This is a genomic window from Halomonas sp. M20 (assembly GCF_020622265.1).
GTDB lineage: Bacteria > Pseudomonadota > Gammaproteobacteria > Pseudomonadales > Halomonadaceae > Modicisalibacter.
The window spans coordinates 347228-369387 of sequence record NZ_JACNMQ010000001.1 but is presented as its reverse complement, the minus strand read 5'-3'; the positions used below and the strand labels follow the sequence as shown (position 1 = coordinate 369387).

Here is a 22160-nt window from a genome sequence, read left to right as displayed (position 1 = left end):
TGCAACACGTCAGCGCAGCACGCCTTCTTCCTGTAACAGCTTGAAGATCGCCTCGGCGCCCTGTTCCGGCGTCACGTCGGCCAGTACCTGACCGCCACCGCCCTCTGCCTTGGCCGCGGCGGCCTTGAAGCGGTCGCGCGCCGAGGTCGCCTTGACGATCTTGAGGCGTTTGGGCCGTTTGCGCGCCGGCTGCACGTCCCACTCGGCGAAAGCAGCGTCCTGCACACTGGCATGTGCCACACGCTCGAAAACGCCACGTCGGGCCGGACCAAAGGCGCTCTGGCGCGCGGCCGGCGCACTGCTATCCACCGTGACAATCGCCGGCAAGCGCACCCGCAGGCGCCGTCGCTGACCACGGGGCAGTGCCTGTAGCAGCGTGGCCTCACCCTGCTCGATACACTCTATCGAGGCCAGGCTGGTCACGATCGGCCAACCCAGGGCGTCGGCCAGCAGGTACGGCAGCAAACCGGAACCTTCACCGGTTTCCGCCCGAGCGCCGGTCAGCACTAGCTGCGGCGCGGCTTCGCGCAGCCTGTCGCTCAGTGCCGAAATCACGTCGGCCCCCGGCTCCTGCTCTATCAATTCAAGCGCGTCGAATCCCATGCCCAGATAAGCGCGCAGGGCAGCCTCACTGTCGTGATCAAAATGCCCCGCATGCAGCAAGCTGGGCTGTGCATCGCTCAGGGATAATGCCATCTCCACGGCGCGCGCATCTTGATCGGCGCGTCGGGCCCGTCCGGTCAGCGGATGGCGGCCCATCGAGATGAGCACCGCGACGCTTGGCTGCTCGCCGGTGTGTGGTTGCTCCCGAGCGCTGGCCTGGGAGTTCGCATCATGCGGCATCACGGGACTCCTGCTGCTGTTGCCGATACCGCTCGACCAGCGCCACCAGCGCGGCGAGGGTCTGGGACGAATCGCCCAGCACGGCGAGATCGGCGCGCTTGACCATGTCGCAGCCGCCGTCGAAATTGATCGCCACGACCTTGTCGCAGCTCTGTATGCCCTGCAGATGCTGGATGGCGCCACTGATTCCCACCGCCACATAGACCCGTGCGGTGACCCAAGTGCCCGTCGCTCCTACCTGGCGATCCCGCGGCATGAAGCCATCGTCCACCGCCACCCGGGACGCCCCCTTGGTCGCCTGCAGCATCTCGGCGGCGCGGTGGTAGCCCTCCCAGTCCTTGACACCATTGCCGGCGGACAGGATGAACTCAGCCTCGGCAAGGGCCACGCCAGCAGGATCCACGGCCACCGCGCCCATATCCCTGATGCGACCGAGCGTCTCGGGCAGCGCTTGGGAAAGCTCGACGGGGCGCGCCGCATGACGCGTTTCGCTGACCGGTTCGGCACATTCGGCAAGCGCCAGTACCACACGCGGTAGCGGCCGCTGAATATCGCGGGTACCCGCCGCGCCGCGAGCGAGACACTGCCACCCTTGGGAGCTGCCCGCATTGTCGGTGTCGGCACTCTCATTCACATTCAGTTGCCAAACGCCGGTGGCCGGGCGCTCACCGATACGTGCCGCCAAGCGTCGTCCCAGATCGGCACCGCCCAGCGCGGAGTCCGGCAGCAGCCAGTGACCCGGCGCCCATTGCCGTTCCACCGCCATCAAAGCCGCCAGTCGCGCTTCCGGCGCATAGCCTGCAAATTTATCGCCTTCGAGATGCAGCAGACGATCGATGCCGGCCTCGCCCAGGGTGTCTTCCTTGTGCTCGCCGAAGAGCACCGCCAACACCGCCCCGGGACGCTCCGGATCGGCGTCGGCCAACTGGCGCGCCAGGCCCAGCAGATCGCGATCCTGGGATGATAGACGCCCTCCGCTCATGTCGGGAACCACGGCGACCAGGAAGGCCGGCGTCTCGATATCAATCGATTGTCGCGTATCCGCCGCCGCGCCGCGCTGCCGAGCGTTGCTTGCCGTGGCGGCCTGCTGGGCGCCGCTGCGATCGATACGCTTGAGGCCATGGGGGCCAATGAAGCCCACCCGGTGGGGGTTCTTGCGCATTAGCCCCTGGGGCCCCAGCCATTCGGCAGACGCCGCCCCCTTCCCCAGCTCGGCCAGCACCCGCTGGTGGTCAGGGTGCAGCCGGTTTCTGGCGATCCACTCCTGGCGCGGATCGCGGCGTAGATCATCGCTCATGACGCCGCTTTTCATAACGTCATTACCTCCTCGCTGGGTTGGGCACGACGCGTCGCGCGGCCTGGATCGGGGTCTTCGTTCAGACCCTCGGCCACCAGCTCGGCGATATCGCGTACCTCGGCGCTGGCATCCACCACGCCTTCGAGCATGGCGGTACACTGGGGGCAGCCCACCGCGACCAGCTCGGCCCCGGTTTCGCTGACGTCTTCCATGCGCATGTCGGGAATGCGCCGCTTGCCGGGCACATCGGTGATCGGCGCACCGCCGCCGCCGCCGCAGCAACGCGAACGATAGCCCGAGCGCGTCATCTCCTTGACCTCGATACCCAGCGCCTGGAGCACTCGCCGAGGCGCTTCGTATTCGCCGTTGTAGCGGCCCAGATAGCAGGGATCGTGATAGGTCACCCTACCGCCCTTCCAGGTCTTCAGGTGCAGACGACCACCGTCGAACAGATCGGCGATGTAGGTGCTGTGGTGGAAGACGCTATAGTGGCCGCCGAGCGCACCGTATTCATTTTTCAATACATGAAAACTATGCGGGTCGCAGGTCACTATGTGCTTGAAGCGATACTGGGAAAGCGTGGCGATATTGCGCTTGGCGAGACGCTGGAACGTGGCCTCGTCGCCCAGTCGCCGGGCCACATCGCCGCTGTCGCGCTCTTCATTGCCCAGTACCGCGAAGTCGACGTCGGCGGCACGCAATACCTTGACCAGCGCGCGCAGGGTGCGCTGATTGCGCATGTCGAAGGCGCCGTCGCCCAGCCATAGCAATACGTCGGCCTCTTTCCTGTCGGCCATCAGCGCCAGGTTCTGATCCGCCGCCCAGTTGAGTCGCGAGCCGGGATCGAAGCCGCCGGGGTTGTCGGTGGCGATCAGGTTGTCGAGTACTTCGCCGCCTTTATTGGGCGTGTTGCCGCGCTCCAGGGTCAAGAAGCGGCGCATGTCGACGATGGCATCGACGTGCTCGATCATCATCGGGCACTCCTCGACACAGGCACGGCAGGTGGTACAGGACCAGAGGGTCTCGGCATCGACCAGCGCCACGCCCTGGCGCGCCACGATGGGCCCATGGGGGTCGCCGCCATGTTCGCCGATCGGCTTGTACCCACCCTCCGGCGCTGGATAGGGGGAGCCGGCGTAATGGCCATCGCTACCACCCACCATGCCCACCACCATGTCCTGGATCAGCTTCTTGGGATTGAGCGGCTGACCGGCAGCGAAGGCTGGACACGCGGCTTCGCAGCGCCCGCACTGTACGCAGGCATCGAAGCCCAGCAGCTGATTCCAGGTGAAATCCTTGGGCGTCTCCACGCCCAGAGGCGCCCGCTCGTCATCCAGGTCCAAGGCCTTGAGGCCGGTGGAGCGCCCCGGCCCGCCTTCTTGCGTGGAAAACCGCTCGGGGCGACGGTGAAACGCCAGATGCAGCGCACCGGCAAAGGCATGCTTCATCGGCCCGCCCCAGGTCATGCCGAACACCATTTCGGCCAAGCCCCAGGCCACGACGCCGGCAAGCACCAGCGCCACTATCCAACTGCCGAGATCGGCAGGCAATGCCCCGACGCTGGGCAAGGTGATCACGAACACCCCCAGCGAAAACGCCATCAAGCTCTTGGGCAGGCGCATCCAGGGCCCCTTGGAGAGCCGTGGCGGCGGATTGCGCCGCCGCTTGGCGACGAACAGGCTACCGACGAACATGCAGGCACTCGCCGCCAGCAGCAACCAACCCAGCACGCCCCCCAGTCCTTGTGAAGCGCCCAAGCCCAGACCGTGCACCAGGATCATCAGCACTGCTGCCGCCACGAAACCGCCGGCGGTGGCCACATGCGTATTGGAGATGTACTTGTCGCGAGCCACCACATGGTGCAGATCGACCAGATAACGCCGCGGCATGGCGGCCAGACCCTTGGCGATGGGCACCGGCGAAGGGCGCCCCTGACGCCACAGCCGAATACGTCGCAGGGCGCCGATCGCCGCCAGCGCCAGCGCGGAGAAGATCAGGATCGGCAGTAAGATATCGAGCATCTGGGTGGCCCTCCTAGAAGTCCTTGCAAAGGCGCAGCGCATCATAAATGGCAGCATGAATGTTGCGCTGTGCCGTGCAATCCCCCAGGCGGAACAGCAAGAAGCCGTCTTCCTGCTCTTCATCGAGGCTCGCCAGACAGGGTTGCGGCCGTATCGCGTACAGTGCCTCGAGATCGACCTGGCCGTGGTTGCGCGACTGGTCCTTGAGCGCGTAATACAACGCCTCATCGGGACGCACGCCATTTTCGACCACGATCTGATCGGTTACGCGCTCTTCCTGGGTGCCGGTGTACTCGTTTTCGAGCACCGCCACCAGGGAGTCACCCTCCCGATAGACTTTATGCAGCGCCAGATCGGAGGTCATGATCACCTCCTTTTCGTAGAGGCTACGGTAGAAGGTGGGGAAATTCGTGCCACCCACCGCGGCACCGGGCTTGACGTCGTCGGTGACGATCTCGACCTTGGCGCCCTTGTCGGCCAGGTAATCCGCCACCGACACCCCGGAGAACTCACAGATGGTGTCGTAAACCAGCACGTTCTTGCCCGGCTCGACCTTGCCGCCGAGGATATCCCAGCTGCTGACGATGAGGCCTTCCTCCGCGCCCCACTCGGCAACCTGCGACAGGAACGGCTGGCCGCCAGTGGCCAGTATCACGATATCCGGACGTAAATCTTGAATGGTCGCTTCATCGGCACAGGTGGCAAGGCGCAGGTCAACCTTGAGGCGTGTCAATTCCAGCTGATACCAGCGAGTGATGCCGGCGATCTGATCTCGCTGCGGCGCCTTCGCTGCCAGCGTGATCTGGCCGCCCAGTTGCTGCTCGGCCTCGAACAAGGTGACGGCGTGGCCACGCTCGGCGGCCACCCGCGCCGCCTCCATGCCGCCGGGACCGCCGCCGACCACCACCACCTTGCGCTTGGCCCCCTCGCTCTTGTCGATGATGTGCGGCAGCCCCATGTACTCCCGGGAAGTGGCGGCATTCTGGATGCACAGTACATCGAGGCCTTGATACTGACGATCGATGCAGTAGTTGGCGCCCACGCACTGCTTGATCTGGTCGACCTGACCCATCTTGACCTTGGCGATCAGGTGCGGGTCGGCGATATGCGCGCGGGTCATGCCGACCATGTCGACATAACCGCCCTCGAGAATCCTTTGGGCCTGGTTGGGGTCCTTGATATTCTGAGCGTGAATCACGGGTACGCTGACCACCTCCTTGATCCCTGCGGCCAGATGCAGGAAGGGCTCCGGCGGATAGGACATATTGGGAATGACGTTGGCCAGACTGTTGTGGGTATCGCAGCCCGAGCCGATCACGCCGAAGAAATCGACCTGGCCGGTGGCGTCGTAATAGGCAGCGATCTGCTTCATATCTTCATGCGTCAAACCATCCGGATGAAACTCGTCGCCACAGATGCGCATGCCCACCACGAAGTCGTCGCCGACCTCGGCGCACACCGCCTTGAGCACTTCCATGCCGAAGCGCATGCGGTTCTCGAAACTGCCACCCCATTGATCGGTACGCTTGTTGACCCGCGGGCTCCAGAACTGGTCTATCAAGTGCTGATGCACGGCGGACAGTTCGACGCCATCGAGTCCGCCCTCTTTTGCCCGGCGGGCGGCTTGAGCGAAATCGCCGACGATGCGCCAGATCTCTTCTTCCTCGATGGTCTTGCAGGTCGAACGGTGCACCGGCTCGCGGATGCCCGAGGGTGACAGCAGCACCGGCCAATCGTAGCCGTCCCAGCGCGAACGCCGTCCCATGTGGGTAATCTGGATCATGATCTTGCCGCCGTGCTTGTGGACGGCATCCGCCAGATTCTGAAAATGCGGGATGATCCGGTCGGTGGATAGATTCACCGAGCTCCACCAGGCCTGAGGACTGTCGATGGAAACCACCGACGACCCGCCACAAATGGACAACCCGCATCCGCCCTTGGCCTTTTCCTCGTAATACTTGACGTAGCGCTCGGTGGTCATGCCGCCGTCGGTGGCGTGAACTTCAGCATGGGCGGTGCTGACCACGCGGTTGCGAATGGTCTGCTTGCCGATCTGAATCGGCTCTAGAAGTGCGTCGAATGCCATGGGAAACGGTCCTCAGCCCTGCGGATGTTGAGCAAGCGGTTTGACGACGAAGACGCCGTGATCGCGGCCTTCTTCGGCGGCACTTTGCGTCTGCGTGGCCACGGTGCGCAGTTGGCTTCCTCGCGCAGCGAGAATCTGGTCCATGGCGCCGGCGAACCAACCGGTGAACATATACTCGACCCGATAGCCCGCCTTGCCCATCTGGTACACAAAGGCGCTGTGCTCGAGATGCACACGACAGGTGCCGGCCCCGAGATCGATGTCCTGGGTGTTGAACTTGCCCCAGCCTCGCTGAGAGAGACGCGCCATGTAATGTTCGAACAGTGCCACATCACTCAAACCATGCAGCTCGGCTTCCTTCTCGCACCAGTGCCAGGCGCTCTTGTAACCGGCGTGATAGAGGATCTCGGCGTATTTCTCCACGCCCAGGGCCTCTTCCACGGCGAGATGGTTGTTGATGAAAAAATGGCGCGGCACATAGAGCATGGGCAGCGCATCGGTGGTCCAGACACCGGTCTCGGCGTCCACCTCTATGGGCAGTTCGGGGGCCATCTTGGTCACGGTCGTATTCCTCGAGATCGTTGTTCTTGGCACTTGTATTTTGTAAGTATTCCCGGGCCGTCATGAGCGCAGCGGGAACAAGGCGCGGATGAAGCGAGAAAGCGGAGTGGACTGTTGTCCATGAGCATTTCGAACGGCGTCGCAACGCAGTAACCGCAAGCGCAATAGGCCCGAAAGTCAGTTAAGAACCCCATACCTCTTTTAAAATGCGCACCCAGTTCTCGCCCATGATCTTACGCACCTGGGTCTCGCTCAGGCCGCGCTTGAGCAGCGCCTCGGTCAAGTTGGGGAACTCGCCGATGGTGCGAATCCCCTCGGGATTGATGATCTTGCCGAAACGGGTCAGGCGCCGCGCGTAGCCCTTGTCGTGGGTCAGCCATTCGAAAAAGTCGGGCCCATGGCCTTGAGTGAAATCGGTGCCGATGCCGATGGCGTCTTCACCGACAATATTCATCACATACTCGATGGCCTCGACATAGTCATCGATGGTCGCGTCGACCCCCGCCCGCAAGAAGGGCGTGAACATGGTCACGCCGACGAAGCCGCCTTGGTCGGCGATGAACTTGAGTTCTTCATCGGACTTGTTTCGTGGGTGCTCCTTGAGACCCGACGGTAGGCAGTGGGAGTAGCACACCGGCTGTTGTGACTCGAGAATGACTTCCTCGGAGGTCTTGGCGCCGACGTGGGACAAATCGCACATGATGCCGACGCGATTCATTTCGCCGACGATCTCGCGACCGAAACCGGACAGGCCGCCGTCACGCTCATAACAGCCGGTGCCCACCAGGTTCTGGGTGTTGTAGCACATCTGCACGACACCCACGCCGAGCTGCTTGAAGATCTCCACATAGCCGATCTGGTCTTCGAAGGCATGGGCGTTTTGAAAGCCGAAGATAATGCCGGTCTTGCCCTCTTCCTTGGCACGGGTGATGTCGGCGGTGGTACGAACCGGGCGTACCAGGTCGCGACACTCGTGCATCAAGACATTAGTCTTGACGATATTGTCGACGGTCGCCTGGAAACCTTCCCATACCGAGACGGTGCAGTTGGCCGCGGTCAGGCCGCCTTTACGCATATCCTCGAGTAGTTCACGGCTCCACTTGGCGATGATCAAGCCATCGATGACGATCGCGTCGTCGTGTAGTTCGGCAGGGTTCATGGTCGTCTCCAGGCCAGCGGGGGAAGTAGCGTCTTGCGGGCAAGAATAGCGCTTTCCACCAGCCATTCAGCACTTGGAAACGACAGTGAAAATTCCAAAAACGTCATGACTGCCAATTCGCGACATGGGCTGACGCGAGATTGCCGTACCACAATTCCATGTCGTGAATAAATGGGTGCCGGGAGACATGTATGGCACCAAAAAGAAAACGGCGCTCCGAAGAACGCCGTCGTTGCTAAACAGGCTATGCATCGACGCGCGATGCTTCCATTACGTTTTCTCTTCTTAGAAATCCACCACCACGTCACACTTGGGCTTGCTGCAGCAAGAGAGAATGTAACCCGCCTCGACATCCTCGTCGGTAATGCCACCGTTATGGTCCATCTCCACCTCGCCGGACTTTAGCTCCACTCTACAGGTGCCACAAATACCCATGCCGCAGGCCTTGGGAATATGCAGGCCGAGTTTGGCGGCGGCGGCATGGATCGTCTCGCTAGGCTGAATGCGCACGCTCTTGCCGGAGCCCAAGAATTCAATAGAGAGCATTCCAGCATAATCGATCTCCTCGGCGGCGACTTCGGCCTGTTCGGCCAGCTCCTGAACGTCTTCCTGTACATCGATGGGTGTGGCGGCGAAGGACTCTTCATGATAGTGCGCCATGTCGAAGCCGGTTTCGCGCAGAATCGCCTTGACGGCATTCATGTAGGGCGTGGGCCCGCAGCAGAAGATCTCGCGCTCGAGATAGTCCGGCGATATCAATTCCAGCATGGGCTGGGTCAAATAGCCCCGGTAACCGGCCCACGCCTCACCGATGTCATCCTTGTTTTCACAGACGACATGCAGCTTGAATTCGGGAAGCCGCGAGAACATATGCACCAGTTCGCGATGATAGATGACGTCGCGCGGAGCACGGGCGCTGTGAATGAAATCGACGTCGACGTTGGCATTGGTGTCGAAGAGCCAGCGGGTCATCGACATCACCGGCGTGATGCCCACCCCGCCGGTGAGGAACAGCACCTTGTCGGCGGGAAAGTCCATGATGTTGAAGTTACCCACCGGCCCATGGACCACCAGTTCGTCGCCCACATTGAGGCTATCGTGCAACCAGTTGGATACCCGGCCCCCGGGCATGCGCTTGACGGTGATCGAGAAACTGTAGGGAATCGAAGGCGAACTGGATATGGTATAGGAGCGCATGATCGGCTCGCCGCCGATCTCGAGTTCCAGAGTGACGAATTGCCCCGGCTTGAAGAAGAACAGCACCGGCTGCTCTGCCATGAAGCAGAAAGTGCGCACATCGGCGGTTTCATGAATCACCTTGACGCAGCGCACTAGGTGGCGGCCATTGGTCCAGGTCTGGGTCGTGACCGGATTGAAGAAGTTCATCGTCATGAAGGCTCCCGCCCAATACTCGCATTAGCCGTATTTATGGGCGCATTATGATCGCAGCATACCGAGACGACTTGTCTGGTAGCGACATCGACATATCCGTCAGTTTCATCGAAACCCTATTTCGCATTGGCGATACGCTGCCCAGCTGCGACAAGCCCATTGGCGTCTGGGAGGGTCTGCGGCTAGCGATGGCGCCTGCTGAACTGAAGCAGGCGCTTTCCTTGCATACGATGACTACTCTTCCTTGTCTTTCTCTTGCTCCGGCGGCTCGGGTAAGTCGGTGCCCGGCATGGCTTCACCGCCAGAGCCAAAACCGGCGTTGTCCTCCTTGACCATGCCGCCTTCGGTATCTTCCTTGGGCTCGTCCTGTTTGCGTATATCCCCTTGTCTGGCCGCCTCCCGGGCACTGCTATCCTGCATCGTTGTCGTGGAATGCTGGTCGGATGCGTCGGCGTCACTTTGCGCATCCTCCGCGAACGCCGGGGCTTCCATGGTCAGCCCGAGGGCGATCCCCAGTATTCCCAGTTCCTTGAGCCGTATCTTAGCCATCGTGACGAGTCTCCTTGTTGGTAATGGACTCGCGGGTAGACACCCCCTTTTTCAAGGGGGTTCACTGCCTGCGGTTCTTTGCATCCTGTTTGTGCATTTCGCTTTATCATTCTGGCTTCTACCCCTTATTCCTAGTTTCAGCTGGGGGATAAGCGACAGGCCGCATACTTGAATTCAGGGATCTTGGCGTAAGGATCGAGTGCCGGGTTGGTCAGCAGGTTCGCCGCCGCCTCGGCGTAGCAGAACGGCACGAACACCATGCCTTCCGGCATCAATGGATCGACCCGGGCGATCAGACTGATCTGTCCGCGCCGGGTGGTAATGACCAGCTGCTCTCCCGGCGAGAGCCCCAGGCGCGCCAACTCACCTGGAGCGAGACTCGCTACCGCTTCCGGCTCCAGGGCATCGAGTACCGTGGCGCGGCGGGTCATCGAACCGGTATGCCAGTGCTCGAGCTGGCGTCCTGTGGTCAGCACCGTCGGGTAGACATCGTCCAGGGGCTCGTCCGGCGGCAATGGCCGGGTGGGAGAGAACTTGGCGCGACCGCTCGGTGTGGGGAAGGCATCGGAGAACACGATATCGGCCCCTGGCGCATCTTCTGCCGGACACGGATAGGTCACCGACTCTTCACGCGCCACGCGCTCCCAACTGATGTTGTCGAGGGACGGCATGCCCTGGGTCATCTCGGCGAATACATCGCGTGGGTGCTCGTAGTCCCATGGCAGCCCGAAGCGCAGGGCGATCTGCTGAATGATCCACCAATCCGGCCTTGCCTCGCCGGGCAACGGCATGGCCTGACGGCCCATCTGCACCTGGCGGTTGGTGTTGGTCACGGTGCCATCCTTCTCTGGCCAAGCGGAAGCCGGCAGGATGACATCGGCGAATTGAGCCGTTTCGGTGGCGAACAGATCCTGCACCACCAGATGCTCGAGCTTGGCCAGCGCCGCCCGGGCGTGATCCAGGTCCGGGTCGGACATCGCCGGATTCTCGCCGAGGATGTACATGCCCCTGATGGTGCCGGCAGCGATGGCATCCATGATCTCTACCACGGTGAGCCCGGGCTTGGCCTCGAGAGGCGTGTTCCACAGCTCCTCGAAAGCAGAGCGTACCTGGGCATCGGTGACCGGCTGGTAATCCGGCAGCACCATGGGGATCATCCCCGCATCCGAGGCGCCCTGGACGTTGTTCTGGCCACGCAGCGGATGCAACCCGGTGCCCGAACGGCCGGTCTGGCCGCAGGCCAGGGCCAGCGAGATCAAGCAGCGAGCGTTGTCGGTACCGTGGGTATGTTGGGAAATGCCCATACCCCAGAAGATCATCGCCCGCTCGGCTTTGGCGTAAAGCCGCGCCACTTCGCGAATCTCCTCGGCGGGAATGCCGCACAGTCCGCTCATCGCCTCGGGGGTCATGTCGACGACATGTGTCTTGAGCGCTTCGAAGCCCTCGGTATGCTCATTGATATAGCTCGAATCAAACAGCTCTTCCGTGACGATGACGTTGAGCATGGCGTTGAACAGTGCCACATCTGACCCCGGCGTGAAGCGCAGCGTCTTGTGAGCATAAGCACCGAGCGCCTGGCCGCGTGGGTCGATGATGATTATCTTGGTACCGTGCTTGGCAGCCTGCTTGAAGAAGGTCGCCGCCACCGGATGGTTTACCGTCGGATTGCAACCGGTGAGGATGACCACATCGGCTTGGCTTGCCTGCATGAACGACGCCGTCACCGCACCGGAGCCGATGCACTCCATCAGCGCCGCCACGGAACTGGCGTGACACAACCGCGTGCAGTGATCGACGTGGTTGGAGCCAAAACCGGTGCGCACCAGCTTCTGGAACAGCCAGGCCTCCTCGTTGGAGCACTTGGCGCTGCCGAAACCCGCCAGGGCATCCGGTCCGTGGGCCTCCTTGAGATTCACCAACCCGCCGGCGGCCAGTTCCAGCGCCTCCTCCCAGCTCGCCTCGCGAAAATGCGTGCTCGGGTCGGCCGGATCGAAGTCCGGGTCGAGGCCCTTGGGCGCATCGGGAAGGCGAATCAGCGGCACCGTCAGCCGTGAGGGGTGGCGCGGGTAGTCGAAGCCGAAGCGGCCCTTCACGCATAGCCGGTTGTGATTCGACGGCCCATCACGGCCGGAGACATGCAGGATCTCGTCGTCCTTGATGTGATAGGTCAGTTGGCAACCCACGCCGCAGTAAGGGCAGACGGAGTCCACCGTCTTGTCGGCAACCTTGGAATCACCCAGCCCCTGGGCGTCGATCAGCGTGGCCGGCATCAAGGCCCCGGTCGGGCACGCCTGGACGCATTCGCCGCAGGCCACGCAGGTGCTCTCCCCCATCGGGTCGTCGAAGTCGAAGACAATTTTTGAGGATGCCCCACGATGAGCCAGACCGATGACATCGTTGACCTGCACTTCGCGACAGGCGCGCACGCACAGGTTGCATTCGATGCAGGCATCGAGATTGACGTTCATCGCGCTGTGAGATTTATCATGATTCGAGCGTTGCGGTTCGCTTCCTTCCTTGGCACGGGCCTCATCAACGAAGGCTTCCTCCACCGGATTGCACGCCGGTAACCAGGCCTTGACCGCGGTGGCGTCGATGGCCAGTTGATCCGCCATGGCCCAAAAATGGCTGGAACGATCCGGACTGTCCTCGCGGGCCGGCTGATCAGCGATCAACAGCTCCATCACCCCTTCCCTAGCAACCCGAGAGCGCTCGGAGGTGGCGCTTTTCACCACCATACCGGGTTTGGCCTCGCGAATGCAGCTGGCAGCCAAGGCCCGCTCGCCTTCAATCTCCACCATGCAGACGCGGCAGTTGCCATCGGCGCGGTAGCCATGGCTATCCTTGAAGCACAGATGTGGAATCGTCTCGCCGGTCCGTTTGGCGACCTGCCACAGTGTCTCGCCAGGTAAAGCGGTAACGCATTGGCCATCCAGCGTCAGCTCAAATGCCTCCACCGAAGACTCAGGAGAAATACAGGTATTCATGATCGCTTCCCCCTACCCTTTGACGATGATGTTCTGCATTTCGAGAACATCGCGGAAATCCCGCAGCAAGCCCAGCACCGGATTGGGCGCGGCCTGGCCCAGGCCACAGATGGAGGCATCCATCATCACTTTAGAAAGTCGGGTAAGCTCCGCCACGCTCCACTCGTCCCGCTCGAGCAGCGCCAGCATCTTCTCGGTGCCTACCCGACAAGGCGTGCACTGGCCGCAGGATTCGTCGGCGAAGAAGGCCAGCAGGTTGGTGGCAACGAGCTGGAGATCGTCCTGATCGGAAATCACCATCACCGCCGCGGAACCGATAAAGCTATCGTGGGCCTGCAGGGTGTCGAAATCCAGTGGAATGTCAGCCTTGGAGGCAGGCAGTATGCCCCCGGAAGCGCCGCCAGGCAGGTAGCCCGCCAGCCGGTGACCCTCGGCCATGCCGCCGGCGTACTCCTCTACCAACTCATTCAAGGTGATGCCTGCCGGGGCCAGATGCACGCCGGGGTTCTTGACCCGCCCCGACACCGAGAAGCTGCGCAGACCCTTGCGGCCATGGCGACCGTTGCTTGCGAACCAGTCGGCGCCGCGTTCCCAGATGATGGGAATCCAGTAGACCGTCTCGACGTTGTTGACCAGGGTCGGACGATCGAACAGCCCTTTTTGAGCGACAAAGGGCGGACGATGGCGCGGCTTGCCCGGCTTGCCCTCCAGGGACTCGATCATTGCGGATTCTTCGCCGCAGATGTAGGCCCCGGCACCGCGACGCAAAACGATATAGCGCGGCTCGACGAGCCCTGCTATTTCCAGCTCCCCGATGGCGTCCTTTAGAACGCGATGCAGGGCCGGGTATTCGTCGCGCAAATAGATATAGAGCGCCTCGGCTTCCACCGCCCAGGCGCTGATAAGGGCTCCCTCGAGGAACCGATGCGGCGAGCGCTCCAGGTAGTGGCGATCCTTGAAGGTGCCCGGCTCGCCCTCGTCGGCGTTGATTGCGCAGTAACGCGGTTTCGGCTCGGCGCGCACGAAACCCCACTTCTTGAAGGTGGCGAATCCCGCCCCGCCCAGGCCGCGTAGCCCGGCCTGTTCCATGACCTGCATTAACTGTTCAGCGCTGATCTCCCCCGCGCGACAGGCGGCCAGCAGTGCGTGCCCCCCTTCGGCGCAATAGGCGTCGAGCCGTTGCCAATCGACAGTCTCGTCGGGTAGCTCTTCGGCTACCAAGGCGTCTCCAACGGCGTCGAGCGTGGCATGGCCCATATGCCAATGGTGCCCCCTTGAGGAAAGCTCCACCACCGGCGCCGTTTCGCAACGCCCCATGCAGGGCGCGCGGAGTACACGCACGACACCGGCATTAGCCCCGGCCTCGAGCGCCTTGCGCAAGGAATCGGCCCCGGCCAACTGGCAGGACAATGAATCGCAGACACGAATCGTGGTCTCAGGTGGCGGCGTCTGGCCGTCGTGAACCACGTCGAAATGGGCGTAGAAGGTCGCCGTCTCGTAGACTGCCGCCATGGGCAGGTTCATGTAGGCGGAAAGCGCCCGCAGATGGCGCAGGGACAGATGGCCATAGCGATCTTGAATAACGTGCAGATGCTCGATCAGTAGATCGCGGCGTTGTCGGACAGAATCTGGCACATCACCTAACAAAGCCTCGATCTCAGCCAGGGCGGCAGGATCGAGATCACGCCCGCGAGGCTTGCCTCGGGTGCCACGACGTGGCGGCGTTATAGAATTGACGGACATGGCATGAAGCTCATTTTTGTCGGAATCAGCCGATGTTCGCACTGCCTCGATAGATCGGCAATGCAATTGGCAGTACTAACCCGAAATCTTCGCGTCGATGCCGATCAGCGTTCTTTAAGTGTCGCTTTGAGTACATTAGCCTCGAAGGAGCCTGCTTGATGACTCAGTTGAAGGAATACAAACAAAGAGGCCGCCATGCTGGCGACCTCTTTCGTCCTGCTTCGACGTTCATACTCGTCGATTCGGAACTACTTACTGGCCATTCTGGGCCATCTGCTGAACACGCTTCATCAGCTCGGGATCCTGCTGGATCGCCTGACCGATGGCATTGAACGTTTCCACGTCCAGGCCGCTATCTTCAACGACGCCAACCATTTTTTCATTGGCCTCCATGCGAATGTCCTGCTGCTTGGCTTGGTCTTCGCCTGCTTCCTGCAGACGCTGGGTGTATTCCTGGGAGATCTTGGCAATCTCTTCAGAGGTATCAGCAAACTGCTGAAGCTGCTCATCGGAGAAGTCCTGGGCGGTAGCCTGAGACTGTTGCGCTGCCGGGTCTTGCTGCTGGGCTGACGAATCTTGGGCCATTACTGGCGTGGCCATCATCCCTGCAGTCAGCAGAGCGGCGGAGAACAGGGCAGTCATCTTATGCATGTAGATACTCCATTACGGTTATGTGTCTGACGTCTGATGATTCTATCGCGCAGTGGTTCCTTTTTCTGTGTAAAAAAAAGGGAGTAAAAATTTTCCTGTTAGTTACAAATGTCTATAAAAAGAGACGTTCAATATGGATTTCAGCTGCAACAGCCTTAGTTGAGCCATTTCACGATAGCGTCTATTCCTTGAATGAGAGTCGTTGTCGTTGCCTGTTCAAGAGTTGCCTGCTCGCTTTTCATCAATGCGGCACCATCGAAATCCACATAGGCCAGCCGTACGGTAAGCTGGCTTGGGTCGCAGCCAAAGGCGCTGCCCGGCAGCAAGGCCACGCCAGCGTCCTCGAGCAGCCGCGCGGTCAACTCGGAGCTCGTCGTGATTCCGCGGGCGGCCAATGCCTCCCTGTGAGCCTCGAGGTCCGGGAAAAGATAAAATCCCCCGTCAGGCGCATGAGTACGAACATTCGCGTCATTCAAGCGTGCTGCACACCACTGCCCTATCTCACTCAACACGACGCGTTGACGCTCGACGTAGGCGTCAAGCTCCGATGTGCGGGTGTAGGCGGCAATGGCGGCATGCTGCACGGGGCTGGCAACGCTCGACCAGGTCTCCGAGGCCAATCCCTGTATTCGCGCAAAGAGCTCCGTACCCAGCTCAGAGGGAACGTGCATGACGCCGAGCCGCCAGCCGCCGGCACCGCACCACTTGGAAAGCCCGCTGGTGGTGACGGTGCCTTCCGGATAGTCCAGGGCAAAGCCGCGATGCTGACCACGGTGATGCAGCAGCCCGTAAATCTCGTCCGCAAGCACCAGCACGCCGTGCCGGCGAGCCACGTTGGCCAGACGCTTTTGCGTATCCGTATCCGGAGATAGTCCGGTGGGATTACCCGGCGCATTGAGAATCAGCAGTTTGAGCCGCTCCGGGTTCTCGACGCAGTACGCGTCGAGCTGCTCCGGGGTTACCTGCCAGCGAGTCTCGAAGGTAGCCTCGAGCCTTACGGCTCGCTGGCCGGCCATGCGCGCCTGAGGTGCATAGGAGACCCAGGACGGCGCCGGGATCAGGATGTCTGCCTCGGGCAGGGATTTCATCAGAGCAAACAGCAATAGCTTGCTGCCGGGGCCGACCACGACGCGCTCTGCCTCCCAAGAAGTATGATCGGTATCGCTATGAAACCTGGCGACTTGATCCCGTAACGCCGGCAACCCTTGTACCGGCAAGTAAGCCTTTTCGGCGGCATGCGCTGCAAGCGCCTGGACGGCGGGAGCAAACACCGGGAACGGCGATTGACCGAAGCCGAATTTGAAGATGCGTCGTCCTCCGGCTTCGAGCAGGCGGGACTGCTCGTTGATCAGCAATGTGTCGGAGGATCGGGTTGCTTCCTCGGCGCTGCCATAGCCGTCTTCAAGGCGGTCGGCGACAGTTGGCTGGGTTCCCGATATCGAAGAGTCCGACCGGGTGGATGAATAAGAAGTACTGGTCATCAAGAGCCTCCTTGAAAATATTGAATGGTCGCGATCGCTTCATTCGATGCCAAAGCGTGCGATCAGCGCCTCGCGCTGGCGAATGCTGGCGACCGCTTCACTGCCCAGTTCCCGGGCAACTCGCGACAACACCAGCTCCACCAGTAAAAAAAGACTGCTCATAGGGTTGAAGAAGAACGGCCCTTCCGCCGAAGCAATGAGACAGCGATCGGTCAAGGTCGCCAATTGCGAGCCAGGGTGGTTGGTCAATCCCACCAGGTTGGCCCCCTGCTCCACCGCCAATCGACAGTAATCGAGGCTGGCACGGGTTTCGGGACGAAAGGCAATACCGATTACCAGATCGTGCTCATCCAGCTGCAGTGCCTGCTCGATGCCGACGCCCGCCAAAGGCGAGATCAACTGCACGTCCTCGCGTAGATAATCCAGGTAGTAGGATAGGTAGTGAGCCGCGCTAAAACTGGCCCGTAAGCCGACTACATGTAGCCGCCTGGCCATGATGATGGCCTTCGTTACCTGCTCAAGCAGAGTGCTATCGAGACCCGCCACCGTGGCGGAAAGGTTGGTCATTTCCTGTTGCCACAATCCATGATCCTGGCTTGCTGGCGGTAGCGACTGTGGCGTTTCACCGAAATCCAGCAGACGCTCCGCCCGGGTCGAATAGAACGCACCGCTGGTCAGACTCTCTCGAAAAGGCGCCTGAAACGCCTTGAACCCAGAAAAACCCAAGGCTCGAGCTAGCCGCGTCAGGCTGGAGGGATTCACCCCATGGCGCGCGCCAAGCTGGGAAATACTCGATAGCCCTGCCTCCTCCGGTGCTGCCAACAGCGCCTCAAGCAAGGTGAGGGTCTTGATCGACAAGCGAGGGATGTTGCTTTCCCCCTGGCGACTGCGCTCGGCCAGCATCTGTAGTTCGGCGATGCTGGCTGGAGGCTGGGTGAACATCGTACTGGACATGGCGACCTCATGAACGAACGTCGTTCAAGTGTAGTCATCTTTGACAACTGCTTGCAAATTATTTTGCAAAAATAAAAATATATTTTCATATCGCGATAGACTGAGCTCTATCTAGAAATTTTTCAAACGTTTTATTCATCTTCAAATAGTTTTTACCTTTACCTTTTGCTAAATTGCGCCAAAACATACACTCATGTATGTTGCTGTCATCGTTACAAGGAAGTTGCATGCGACCTTTTACCGCTTCTCTGATTTCATGTTCTGGATTTCCACGTTCATGCCTGCTCCTTGCAAGCATGCTTTGCGCTCCCCTCGCCATGAGCGCGGATCTTTATTCCATCAAGGTGGAAAACGATGCACTCTCCAGCATTGAGGAAGATGGCCACTACACCAACGGCCTGGAGCTGACACGTATCACGCTACCGGGCACTGCCCACTGGTCCCGAACGCTGGCGGATTGGCTTCCAGGGTGGTCGGCAAGTGGTCTCGACGCTGTGGGTTATCACTTCATTCATCAGATCTATACTCCGACCGACATTGGCCGTGAGCGCCTGATCGAAGACGATCGTCCTTATGCCGGCTTGCTACTGGGAGGGCTTTCGCTATTCGACGATGAACAGCACGAGGACTGGCGGGAGACTACGGATCTACAGCTGCAGATCGGATGGGTAGGGCCTGCCGCCGGGGGCAAGTCCATTCAGAAAGCGGTACACAAGGTGACAGATAGCGAGGAACCCGAGGGTTGGAGTCACCAGCTGGAAAATGAGCCAATCATTAATCTGGGCGTGAGCAAGTCCTGGTGGTGGCTTTCTCGTTTTGGGGGTCTGGAGTGGGAGTATGGTCCAAGCGCCTCGATGAATGTAGGCAACCTTTACGATTATCTGGGCGCCGGCGGGGCGCTGCGCTTCGGCCGAGGGCTTGAAAAAAGTTTCGGCATTCCCGCTGTGGCACCGGCCCAGGGCGGGCGCCAGGGTTTTATACCGGACGCCGGTTTCGGCTGGTATGGCTTTGTCGGGACGGAAGGCCGCTATATGGCACACAACTTGTTGCTGGACGGCAATACCTTCGAGAGTAGCCATGACGTGGATCGGCGTGAATGGGTAGGCGATCTGACCGCCGGCGTAGTGCTCAGCTGGGATCGCTTCCAAATCGCACTGACCAATGTCTGGCGTACCCGTGAGTTCGAATCCCAGGATGAAGCGGATCAATTTGGCTCGGTGACGCTTTCGACCTGGCTTTAAACGGTTCACCTGGCTATGGTCTGGCGCTTTGTCGAGCAATCTGTTGTGCTTGGAAGATCATTACAGCTGTAGGAAGTCGTGCCATGTCCCATTCCATAGCTGCACTCCTCTCCCGGGTCTGCTTGATCGCCTGGAGCCTCACCATGCCCATCGCCTTCGCTGCCGATAACCCGGCCAACCCACTGATCACCGATCGCGGCAAGTTCCGCCCGCTGATTCTGGTCACGCCGAGCATCGACAACGATGACTACGTTCAAATGCGCGAGCAATTGCAGCACCACCGGGAGGAGTTCGACGATCGGCACATGGTGCTCTACAGCGTCGAGGATGGTATCGGGCATCGCACCGGGCGACCAATGACGCGATTCGAGACCGAGGCGCTGCTCGAGGCCCTGGAGATAGATCCGCAAGGGCCGATGAAAGTAATCCTGGTCGGGTACGATGGGGGCAAGAAGATGCAGCTCGAAGGCTTCGTCGACCCGCGCCAGGTATTCGATATCATCGACAGAATGCCCATACGGCAATCCGAGCAGCGCCGGGCAACGCCCCGGGAGAGTCGTTGATGAGTTTGTCCCGCGCTCGCACTGGCTCGCCCTCCGCTTCGACAAGATCCGAACGAGAACAACACCCGTGGCTGGCGATGATGCCCGGAGTCTTCGTGCTGTTATGGAGTACCGGCTTCATCGGTGCCAAGTTTGGCCTGCCTTACGCCGAACCCTTCACCTTCCTGTTCATCCGCTGTGTCCTGACACTGCTCATCATCATACCGCTGCTGGGACTGCTCAGAGCCCCATGGCCCTCATCGCTGACGCTATGGGGACATGCGGCGGTGACAGGACTGCTGGTTCATGGCGCCTATCTGGGTGGCGTGTTTTACGCCATCTATCTTGGTCTGCCGGCGGGATTGGCATCGCTATTGGTCGGCCTTCAGCCACTGCTTACCGCTGCACTGGCGCTGCCTCTATTGGACGAGCGTCTCTCTTTCTGGCAGTGGCTCGGGCTATTGCTGGGCCTGGTCGGCATCACCCTCGTTCTCAGTGGCAAGCTCTCCCCGGAAGAAACCGGGCTTTTCGAAGGTTTCGGTCTGGGGGCGCTGGGCTGTGTGTTAACCGCGCTGCTGGGCATTTCTGCCGGCACCCTGTATCAGAAGCGCTTTTGTACCGGTATGCCACTACTGGGCGGCAGCATTGCCCAGTACTTGGCCGCCGGTGCCCTCTTCGGTACCGGTGCGTTGTTGTTCGAGACCCGTGACGTTACCTGGACACCCGTTTTCGTGGCAACGCTGGCCTGGCTGGTGCTGGGACTCTCGATTGCCGCAATTTTACTGCTGATGGCCTTGATTAGACGCGGCGCCGCTTCCCGGGTGGCGAGCCTTTTCTACCTGGTACCGCCACTGACCGCGCTGGAAGCCTGGTGGCTGTTCGACGAGACCCTGGGGCCGGTGGCGATGATCGGCATGGCAATTGCCATTACCGGGGTCGGTCTGGTGGTGCGTGGCAATCGCTCGCCTCGTTGACTATTATTTCTGTAGAAATAACCTTCAGCATGCTGAATTGCCACCGCCAATAGAGAGCGGTTAGAACATCAAGCCCCTATCGGTAAAGGCTCAAAGAGAACGTTCATGCCCCACTGTGCCCAAGTCAAGATGCGCTGCAGCCGCTGCGATGACGTCCTGCCCTTTGACTTCACCATGGCGTTTCAGCCCATTGTCGATATACAGCAGGCAGGCATCGTAGCCTATGAAGCGCTGGTGCGAGGCCCTGGGGGAGAATCCGCCGATAGCATTCTGTCTCAGGTCACTCCCGAGTTGCTGTATCGCTTCGATCAGGCATGCCGAGTACGCGCCATTGAACTGGCCAGCGCCCTGGGCATACAGGAAGCGCTATCGATCAACTTCTTGCCCAACGCTGTTCACGATCCTTATGCATGTATTCAGGCAACCCTTGATATCTCGGCTCAGATCGGCTGGCCCACCGAGCGCCTGATTTTCGAGATCACCGAAACCGAGCGGATCAGCGATCACCAACATCTGCGTAACATCATCGACACCTATCGCAACATGGGGTTTACTACCGCCATCGATGATTTCGGCGCCGGCTATGCCAACCTCGATTTACTCACCGACCTGTATCCCGACAAACTGAAGATCGATCGTGAGCTGATCAGAAATTGCGATCAAGACAGGCGGCGTCAGATCCTCATCAAGTCCATCGCGCTGATGGCTCAGGAACTGAAGATCGACGTGATCGCCGAAGGAGTGGAAACACGGGAAGAAGCTCTCTGGCTGGCACGCCAGGGCCTTACCCGTCAGCAAGGGTTCTATCATGCCCGCCCCGCTCTAAATGCCCTATTCGCCGACCTCGATGACACCTTGTTAAGATTGCGCGAGGCCGTGAACGTACCCTCGTAGGCTATGAACACTCACCTGTCCAATGAAGCTGCCATCCGCGCGCCAACAATGGGTAATGCCTACAGCCGTTCAAGATAGCGGATGCCGCCTAGCTGACGCATTTGCCTACGAATCCACTGACTTCGCTGCTGGATGTAGGGAGAGGGGTTGGACGCGCTCCACTCCCTGGGGTTGGGCAGGATAGCGGCCAGATGACTCGCCTGTGATGCGCTCAAATTCGCACCGGAAACACCGAAATAGTGATGCGCAGCGGCTTCCAGACCGAACACGCCGCTATCCCACTCAGCGATGTTGAGATAGACCTCGAGGATGCGTTCCTTAGGCCACAGTAGCTCTATGAGCACGGTAAACCACGCCTCCAACCCCTTGCGCAGCCAGTTACGTCCGGTCCACAGAAACAGATTCTTGGCGGTCTGCTGACTTATGGTGCTGGCACCGCGCAGGCCATTGCCGGATCGCCAGGCGGTCACGGCCTTACGTAACTGGCCTAGATCGAAACCATGATGAGCGGGAAACTTCTGGTCTTCCGCCGCGATCACGGCAAGTTTTGCGTGTTCGGACAAGTCGTTCCAGGAAGTCCAATCCTGGCGAATGTTCAAGGTTTCTCCTGATACCCAGGATTGCACCTTGCGTTCGACCATGACCATGGAGCCGAATACCGGAACCACTCGAAATATCATCACCAGCAGTATGGATAGGGCGACAAACCCCACGATGGCAATCAATAAATAGCGCAACAACCGACGCGGCCAGTCCTGGGTCATACTCTTTCTCTATATTTATAA

The 22160-nt window shown here is 60.4% G+C and carries 19 protein-coding genes; 4 read left to right on the top strand and 15 right to left on the bottom strand.

The genetic code is table 11. The features are described from left to right. Positions 1–9 precede the first annotated feature (9 nt). From H7850_RS01820 to H7850_RS01755, 14 genes are all read right to left on the bottom strand, one after another. Positions 10–843: an electron transfer flavoprotein subunit beta gene (locus H7850_RS01820; protein WP_227367683.1), complete on the bottom strand. Its 834-nt coding sequence runs from the start codon at positions 841–843 to the stop codon at positions 10–12. Beyond that, a complete protein-coding gene (locus H7850_RS01815; RefSeq protein WP_227367682.1) occupies positions 833–2140 on the bottom strand; it encodes an electron transfer flavoprotein subunit alpha/FixB family protein in 1308 nt (435 codons plus the stop codon). Before H7850_RS01815 ends, H7850_RS01820 begins: the two co-directional genes overlap by 11 nt. Positions 2141–2151: 11 nt before the next feature. Next, positions 2152–4161: a (Fe-S)-binding protein gene (locus tag H7850_RS01810; protein ID WP_227367681.1), complete on the bottom strand. Its 2010-nt coding sequence runs from the start codon at positions 4159–4161 to the stop codon at positions 2152–2154. Between the two features lie 13 nt (positions 4162–4174). Then, positions 4175–6247 (bottom strand): dimethylglycine demethylation protein DgcA, encoded by a 2073-nt coding sequence (gene dgcA / locus H7850_RS01805; protein ID WP_227367680.1) that lies wholly within the window; start codon positions 6245–6247, stop codon positions 4175–4177. A gap of 12 nt (positions 6248–6259) precedes the next feature. Continuing rightward, positions 6260–6808, bottom strand: coding sequence for a DUF5943 domain-containing protein (locus H7850_RS01800; protein WP_227367679.1), 549 nt, complete (start codon positions 6806–6808; stop codon positions 6260–6262). A 181-nt stretch (positions 6809–6989) separates the two neighbouring features. After that, entirely contained in the window at positions 6990–7967 is a 978-nt protein-coding gene (locus H7850_RS01795; protein ID WP_227367678.1) for a dipeptidase, read from the bottom strand. A 285-nt stretch (positions 7968–8252) separates the two neighbouring features. Beyond that, positions 8253–9359: a hybrid-cluster NAD(P)-dependent oxidoreductase gene (locus tag H7850_RS01790; protein ID WP_227367677.1), complete on the bottom strand. Its 1107-nt coding sequence runs from the start codon at positions 9357–9359 to the stop codon at positions 8253–8255. Positions 9360–9593: 234 nt separating this feature from the next. Beyond that, positions 9594–9908 carry a hypothetical protein gene (locus tag H7850_RS01785; RefSeq protein WP_227367676.1) on the bottom strand — a complete coding sequence of 105 codons (315 nt, stop codon included), beginning with the start codon at positions 9906–9908 and terminating at the stop codon, positions 9594–9596. A 137-nt stretch (positions 9909–10045) separates the two neighbouring features. Further along, positions 10046–12895: a formate dehydrogenase subunit alpha gene (gene fdhF, locus H7850_RS01780; protein ID WP_227367675.1), complete on the bottom strand. Its 2850-nt coding sequence runs from the start codon at positions 12893–12895 to the stop codon at positions 10046–10048. Positions 12896–12907: 12 nt separating this feature from the next. After that, positions 12908–14638, bottom strand: a complete 1731-nt coding sequence (locus H7850_RS01775; RefSeq protein WP_227367674.1) for an NADH-ubiquinone oxidoreductase-F iron-sulfur binding region domain-containing protein — start codon at positions 14636–14638, stop codon at positions 12908–12910. 252 nt (positions 14639–14890) lie between these two features. Next, a complete protein-coding gene (locus H7850_RS01770; RefSeq protein ID WP_227367673.1) occupies positions 14891–15289 on the bottom strand; it encodes a DUF4168 domain-containing protein in 399 nt (132 codons plus the stop codon). A 155-nt stretch (positions 15290–15444) separates the two neighbouring features. Beyond that, on the bottom strand, positions 15445–16770 hold the full coding sequence (locus H7850_RS01765) for a pyridoxal phosphate-dependent aminotransferase (protein WP_227367672.1): 1326 nt from the start codon (positions 16768–16770) through the stop codon (positions 15445–15447). Positions 16771–16809: 39 nt separating this feature from the next. Beyond that, positions 16810–17724, bottom strand: coding sequence for a MurR/RpiR family transcriptional regulator (locus tag H7850_RS01760; protein ID WP_227367671.1), 915 nt, complete (start codon positions 17722–17724; stop codon positions 16810–16812). A gap of 85 nt (positions 17725–17809) precedes the next feature. Continuing rightward, a complete protein-coding gene (locus H7850_RS01755; protein ID WP_227367670.1) occupies positions 17810–18022 on the bottom strand; it encodes a hypothetical protein in 213 nt (70 codons plus the stop codon). Positions 18023–18041: 19 nt separating this feature from the next. Between H7850_RS01755 and H7850_RS01750 the strand changes: the two genes are divergently transcribed. The 4 genes from H7850_RS01750 to H7850_RS01735 all read left to right on the top strand — a co-directional run bounded on the left by H7850_RS01750 (position 18042) and on the right by H7850_RS01735 (position 21375). Continuing rightward, positions 18042–18965, top strand: coding sequence for a lipid A deacylase LpxR family protein (locus H7850_RS01750; RefSeq protein WP_227367669.1), 924 nt, complete (start codon positions 18042–18044; stop codon positions 18963–18965). 83 nt (positions 18966–19048) lie between these two features. After that, positions 19049–19528 carry a DUF4174 domain-containing protein gene (locus tag H7850_RS01745; RefSeq protein ID WP_227367668.1) on the top strand — a complete coding sequence of 160 codons (480 nt, stop codon included), beginning with the start codon at positions 19049–19051 and terminating at the stop codon, positions 19526–19528. A gap of 77 nt (positions 19529–19605) precedes the next feature. Further along, positions 19606–20481, top strand: coding sequence for a DMT family transporter (locus H7850_RS01740; RefSeq protein ID WP_227368522.1), 876 nt, complete (start codon positions 19606–19608; stop codon positions 20479–20481). A gap of 105 nt (positions 20482–20586) precedes the next feature. Continuing rightward, positions 20587–21375, top strand: coding sequence for an EAL domain-containing protein (locus tag H7850_RS01735; protein ID WP_227367667.1), 789 nt, complete (start codon positions 20587–20589; stop codon positions 21373–21375). A gap of 59 nt (positions 21376–21434) precedes the next feature. Here the strand turns inward: H7850_RS01735 and mtgA are convergent, their stop codons facing one another. Further along, positions 21435–22139, bottom strand: a complete 705-nt coding sequence (gene mtgA, locus H7850_RS01730; protein ID WP_227367666.1) for a monofunctional biosynthetic peptidoglycan transglycosylase — start codon at positions 22137–22139, stop codon at positions 21435–21437. Between the last annotated feature and the right edge of the window lie 21 nt (positions 22140–22160).